Raw genomic sequence first — 6,390 nt, forward strand, 5'->3', positions numbered from 1 at the left:
GCGCCCAGCACGGCCAGCGCAGCGGCCTTGACGATCATGGTCTTGTACATGGTGTCCTCAAATTTTGTTGCGTTGGGCGTGCGCCGGTTACTGGTAGTTGATGGTGAACACGGCTTGGCCGTTCAGCGGCGTGTCGGATGCGACTTGCAGCGCCGAGCCAGTGTTCAGACCTGCCACGACCTCCAGCGGGAAGTTGAAGACATTGCCTGCAATTTGGGTCGTGGTATTGGAGCCGGCACTAAACAGGGTCGTTGAATTAGGAACCAACCACTCAGTGCCGCTGCCGCGACCGTTCCAACTTGCACCGCTGTTATTCGAGTAGATAGCTGTACGCGCGGCACCGTCGACGGTGGTTTGATCCAGGAGAACGTAATAGGCCCCCAGATTGACCGGAGAGCCATTCACAGTGGCTGTGCCAAGCCCCAGCAGAACGCCTGAATGCGTTGCCTGCAGCAACGACACCATCGCCGAATCTGTAATGCGGCTGGCGGATTGTGCATCCGACATTGAAAAAGACACGCGCTTGTCTGAAGAGCAGGTCACGTTCAGTTCAGTATTCTTGCTCCCCAATTTGTTGTAGCTGTTGGGCAGCAGATCAACCACCTTGATGGTGCCGAAATCCACCGTATCGCCACCGGTGAAGTTGGCCGAGCAAGCGGCCGGAACAATGGTGCCCTTCACGGCCAGGTCTGCCGTGTCCTGCGCGAAGGCAGGCGATGTGCCCACGGCAAACAGGCTGCCCGCTGCAGCGGCCAGCAATGCCTTGGAGATGGTTTGAAGTTGCATGATTTTCCTTAAGTCATTCATCAAGTCGTCGGCTGCCAAGGGCTTGTCGGCAGCAATGGAGCGTCGCCTCTGTTGCACCGGAAAGGCATGCACTCGGCGGTCCAGCGGGACGTGTCCCAGTGTGTCGACTTGTTGCGCACCTCAGAATGAGAAAAGTCCTAAACAGGTGCGCTGCGTTGCCGCAGTGCTGCGGCGTGAACCGCCCAAGGATTTTGAGGGGGCGCCAGCGTCAAAACGCGCGCAGATTCAACCATCGCCGACGGATGCAACCGCTCGCGATAGCTCGCCGATAGCGCCGGACCATGCTGCGGGCTTTTAGGATATTTCTCATTCTTGGGTAGATCGCACTTCGTGACAATTCGGGCAACCCAAATTGAAACGTTGAGCGTGTGATGACCCAAACGACCGAGCAGCGCCGTGACCGTAAGGGAAGACGGTCTCGATCATTGCGGATTCCACTTTTCCGACTGTCCCCGATCTGTCTGCTTGTACTGACAGCGATGTCCCCGGCCGGCGCGTATGCGGTTGCGCTGGCGGGCACCGGCACCGCGCAAGACGCGACACAAAACGAGCGAGCCGTCACCTTTGACGCCGACGCCCTGCGTGCGCGCGGCATTGATCCTGCGCTCGCTGCGTACTTCAGCCAATCGGCGCGTTTTTCGCCCGGAGAGCAGCGCGTCAAACTGTTCGTGAACGACGAGCCGCGCGGCAATGTCACGGCACGCTTTGACGACAACGGCCAGCTTTGCGTAGACCGTGCGCTGCTGGAGCGCGGCGGATTGGCCGTGCCTGACGCCTTGCAAGGCGAGGCTGCCCCCGCCTGTTATGACTATCGCCAAGACGTGCCCCAGGCCGAGATCGCGCTTGAGCCGGGCGAGAACACCGTGCGTTTGGTGGTGCCGCAGGAGGCGCTCCTGCCGCGCGGAACGGCACTCGGGGTGTATGCCACGGGCGGCACCGCCGGCGTGTTCAACTACAACGTGCTGGGCATGACCAACCGAGGCGGGGGCGCGAACAGCAACTTCCTGTACGGTGACGGCGAAATCGGCCTGAACTCGGGCGATTGGATCGTCCGCAGCCGCCACAGCTATACATCGCAGGACGGCAACGGCAAGGTCAATCACCTGTACACCTACGCACAGAAGACCTTTGCCGAACAGAAGGCAATGGTGCAGGCCGGGCAGATCAACGTGTCGAGCGGTCTGCTGCCGGTGCCGCCCATTACTGGCGTGCAATACAAGCCCGATATGGCGCTGGTACCGCAGCAGGGCGGGCCGTCATTCGACGGTATCGCCAACAGCCAGTCGCGCGTGGACGTGCACCAGATGGGTGTGCTGATCTACTCGACCGTGGTGCCGGCCGGGCCGTTCACCCTCTCCGGCTTGCCGTTGATCAGCGCCTCGGCTGATCTGGATGTCACCCTGACCGAAAACAACAACACCCAGCGCCGCTACACGGTGCCGGCGGCCTCGCTGCGCCAGTCGGCGCTCCCCGCGCCGGGGCTGACGGTGGCGGCAGGCAAGGTGCGCGACGTAAGCGATGTCGGGATCGATACGCCGTTTCTGGTGACGGCAACCAAGGGCTGGAACATGTCTGAACGCCACACCGTGACGGCAGGAGGGCTGGCGACCACCGGCTACCAGGCGGCTGCGGGCGGTGTGAGCTCGATGGTGTCAAGCAACATCACGACTAATCTGCAAGCCATCGTGTCGAACGCCCAGCGCGAGGGCGTGCGGGGCGTTAGCGCAAGTGGCTCCGTCAACGTCAAGCTGGCGGAGAACTGGTCGGCCGGTGCAACCGCCACGCTGCAAACCGAGGGCTACCGTACGGTTGCCGATACCCTGACCACGCCGCAGTCGGGCATGTTCACGCGTTTCCGCAGCCAGTACACCGCATCGATGACGTGGCAGAACGGGTTCCTGGGTGGAATCACCGGTTCGTACTCGCGCGGCAGCGCCTTCAACGGCCCGACCACGCAGTACGCCACACTGAGCTGGAACCGCATGTTCGGCAGGGCCACGCTGTCGGTCAATCTGGAGAAAGACCTTGGCACGACGCGTGCGCCGACACTGCAGTCCTCCGGCCAGAATGGTGTCCGTTTCTACGCCATGCTCAGCATGCCGCTGGGCAAAGCATCCACGCAGACATACGCGACCAACGCGGGCGGCGATGTGCGCTTTGGTGCAGGCGTCTCGCATACGGTGAACGAAGCCCTGAGCTACACCGCCCGCGCGGAGACCAACCCCAGCGGCAACGGCCCCAACGTCAATGGCTCGCTCTCGCTCACACCACGCTACACGCAGGCTCAGCTCACCTACTCCCAGGCGGGGTCGAACAGCTCGGCGTATTCGGCCCAGGTGCAGGGCGGAGCGGTGGTTTCAGGCGCGGGGGTCACGCTTTCGCCATACCAGGTGGGCGACACGTTCGGCATCGTGCAGCTTGGCGATGTATCAGGCGCGCGCATCAGCACGCCACAGGGCACGGTGTGGACAGATATCGGCGGGCGCGCGGTCATCCCGACACTGATGCCCTACAAGCAATCGCGCGTGGAACTGCTCACCAAGAGCCTGCCGCGCAACGTCGACATCGACAACGGCATTGAATACGTCGAAGCCGGCCGGGGCTCCGTCAATGTTGTGGAATTTGGCGTGAGCAAGGTGCGGCGCCTGCTGCTGCGCGTGACGTCTGAAGGCGGGACACCGCTACCGGCAGCGCTGCCAGTGCTGGATGCAGACAACCAATACATCACCACCTCGGTGGGCGATGGCACCGTGTTCCTGGACGACATTCCCAAGTCGGACATCCGCGTCAAGTTTGCCGACAACCGCACTTGCCGCATCGAATACACAGCCCCCGAAACCCCCGATCTGGATCGCCCCTTTGACGCAGCAACCGGGGTCTGCAGGTTCTAACGAGACACGAGGTCAATGCCATGAAATATGTTCGACAGATGATTCTGCCGTGGCTGCTCGGCGCAGCCTGTGCGGCCTACGGTGGGGCCGCATCCGCCGCCGATTGCACCACGCTGTTCTCCGATCCCACGGTGGATTTCGGCATGATGCGCCCCGGCAACGGCAAAGATGCCAACCAGATCCGGCCCAGCCCCGCCCGGCGCATCTATACGGCCGCCTGCAAGGCGCCCGCGCAGATGAACCTGGTGTTTCGCGCCGCATCCGCCGGTGCAGACGACGCGCTGCAGTTTGGCGATACCGGCGCGTACAGCGTGCGCGTTCTGGATGCGCGGCTCGACGGCGCGGCCGTCCAGCTTGCGCGGTTGTCCGCCATTGGCCAGCCCCCCGGCGATGCGCCCGCCGCTGAACTGGTGCTCAAGCCCAACGACATCATTGCGCCCGTCAATGGCCAGCAACTCCTGATCGGCAAGCGTCTGGACGTCACGCTTCAGGTGGTAGCCAGCATTCCTGCCGACGCTGTGCGCATTGCCCAGCAAGTCACACTCAACGCCGCAAGCCAGATCACGCTCGAAGTGCGTTGACACGCGGTTTCTGAAGGGCTCCGGTCGCATTACGGAGCCCTTGCTGTTTCCCGTTCCTCTGCATTCACCGTCAGCGGTGACGTCCGCGCAGCCCGTATGTCTGTGTGCCCAAGCCTGAACAGGCTTGCCGCGGCCCGGAATAACGTTTCGTGACATTTCGGAGCATTCTCATTCATCGATTTAGGGTCGATCGCCATACTGAACTCACTGAAGCGCGCTCATCCACGGTTGCGCTACCGATCCACCGAACGCCCCGTGCGGGTGACGATTTCAAACACAGGAGTTCTTTCCATGAAGCCGATGCAATCGAAGACGGTCCGTGCCCTGCTTGGCGCATTGTTCGTGTCTGCCGGACTCACCGCGCACGCCGCAGGCATGCTGCCGGAATCCACCGTCGTGCTGATCAACGAGGCCGATGGCGAAGCGTCCATGGTGGTCACCAACACTGACGCAAGCCCCTCGCTGCTGTACTCCAAGATCGAGGCGGTGGAAGAAGACGCCAGCCCGCCCGTGATCCTGACGCCGCCGGTCACGCGGGTTGACCCGTCCAAAAAGCAAACGGTGCGCTTCATGCTCACCCACACCGAGCCGCTGACGGTGCAGCGCTACGCGCGTGTCACCTTTGATGGCATTCCGGAACGTAAGGGCGAAGGCAAGAACGTTGTCACGCTGACGGTGCGCCAAAACCTGCCGATTGTGATTCACCCCAAATCGCTGGCTGAAGACAAAGAGCCGTGGAAGCACCTGAAGTGGTCGGCCAACGGTGACACGATCACCGTATCTAACGACAGCGCCTATGTGGTGCGCATGGACCAGCGCATCAAGCTGCTGCCCGGCGATGTGGAAGGCACGCTGGCCAAGTCGTATCTGGTGCCGGGCAGCAAGGCTGAAATCAAGCTCGACGCGGGCAAGGGCGGCAAGCACGACTTCAAGACCGTTCAGATCACGCCCTTCACGGCCTATGGCTATGCCACAGAGCCTTACCAGACAGAGTTGGGCGCAGCATCGGCGGCAGCGGAATAACCGAACCGCATTTCATATGACCTCGGGCCGCACGGCAAATGTCGTGCGGCTCTTTTCTTTTGGATCGATACCGGCGGATACGTGAATGGCGGATGGCCATGCTCGCCTCATACGGACGTTGCAAGTCATGTAAAGAACCGTGCGTTTTGGGACGTTTCTCATTTTGATGTGTGTCACCAATCGCCACACTGAGATCAGTCCCGCTGGACCATCGAATGCATGCATCGCGCGTGCGACAGAGGCGACGCTCCATTGCTGCCGACAAGCCCTTGGCAGCCGACGACTTGATGAATGACTTAAGGAAAATCATGCAACTTCAAACCATCTCCAAGGCATTGCTGGCCGCTGCGGCGGGCAGCCTGTTTGCCCTGGGTACATCGCCTGCCTTCGCGCAGGACACGGCAGACCTGACTGTGAAAGGCGCCATTGTTCCGGCCGCTTGCTCGGCCAACTTCACCGGCGGCGATACGGTGGATTTCGGCACCATCAAGGTGGTTGATCTGCTGCCCAACAGCTACAACCCATTGGGCACCAAAAGCACCGAGCTGAACCTGACATGCTCTTCGGCCAAGCGAGTGACGTTCTCGATGGCGGATGCGCAGGCCACCACGAAGATTACGGCTGCGGGCATGTATGACGTTCTGGGCTTGATTGGTGGCCAGCGGTCTCCCACGTATGTATTCGGATTGGGGACTGGACATGCGAACGGCAGCGCCGTCAACTTGGGTAACTATGTCCTCGTGCCCGGAACCTCCATCATCGACTCCGTGAATTACAGGGTGCTCTACTCGGGCAACAATGGTGCGACGTGGAACTCGGCGGCGACTAGTCACTTGGTCTCGCAGGGGCTCCATTCCATCGGCAACTCGCAGCCTGTCTCGGGCACGAATTTCATCATCCCGATGACAGTCCAGGCCGTCCTGAACAAAGGCTCCGAGCTGCAAGTCGCCTCGGACACGCCGCTGAACGGCCAAGCCGTGTTCACCATCAACTACCAGTAACCGGCGCACGCCCCACGCAACAAGATTTGAGGACACCATGTACAAGACCATGATCGTCAAGGCCGCTGCGCTGGCCGTGCTGGGCGC

At 61.5% G+C, this 6,390-nt stretch carries 5 protein-coding genes; 4 read left to right on the forward strand and 1 reads right to left on the reverse strand.

Annotated elements, in window-relative coordinates:
• Nucleotides 1–87: 87 nt before the first annotated feature.
• A complete protein-coding gene (locus tag PSUB009319_RS22630; RefSeq protein WP_124384413.1) occupies nt 88–825 on the reverse strand; it encodes a DUF1120 domain-containing protein in 738 nt (245 codons plus the stop codon).
• A 461-nt stretch (nt 826–1,286) separates the two neighbouring features.
• Here PSUB009319_RS22630 and PSUB009319_RS22635 point away from each other — a divergent pair, with 461 nt between their 5' ends.
• The 4 genes from PSUB009319_RS22635 to PSUB009319_RS22650 all read left to right on the forward strand — a co-directional run bounded on the left by PSUB009319_RS22635 (nt 1,287) and on the right by PSUB009319_RS22650 (nt 6,303).
• Entirely contained in the window at nt 1,287–3,698 is a 2,412-nt protein-coding gene (locus tag PSUB009319_RS22635; protein ID WP_185453540.1) for a fimbria/pilus outer membrane usher protein, read from the forward strand.
• A gap of 20 nt (nt 3,699–3,718) precedes the next feature.
• Nucleotides 3,719–4,279, forward strand: coding sequence for a hypothetical protein (locus PSUB009319_RS22640; protein WP_124384415.1), 561 nt, complete (start codon nt 3,719–3,721; stop codon nt 4,277–4,279).
• A gap of 291 nt (nt 4,280–4,570) precedes the next feature.
• Nucleotides 4,571–5,302: a fimbria/pilus chaperone family protein gene (locus tag PSUB009319_RS22645; RefSeq protein WP_124384416.1), complete on the forward strand. Its 732-nt coding sequence runs from the start codon at nt 4,571–4,573 to the stop codon at nt 5,300–5,302.
• Between the two features lie 308 nt (nt 5,303–5,610).
• Nucleotides 5,611–6,303 (forward strand): DUF1120 domain-containing protein, encoded by a 693-nt coding sequence (locus PSUB009319_RS22650; RefSeq protein ID WP_185453541.1) that lies wholly within the window; start codon nt 5,611–5,613, stop codon nt 6,301–6,303.
• Nucleotides 6,304–6,390: the final 87 nt, after the last annotated feature.

Source organism: Ralstonia sp. SET104 (assembly GCF_003851545.1).
GTDB lineage: Bacteria > Pseudomonadota > Gammaproteobacteria > Burkholderiales > Burkholderiaceae > Ralstonia.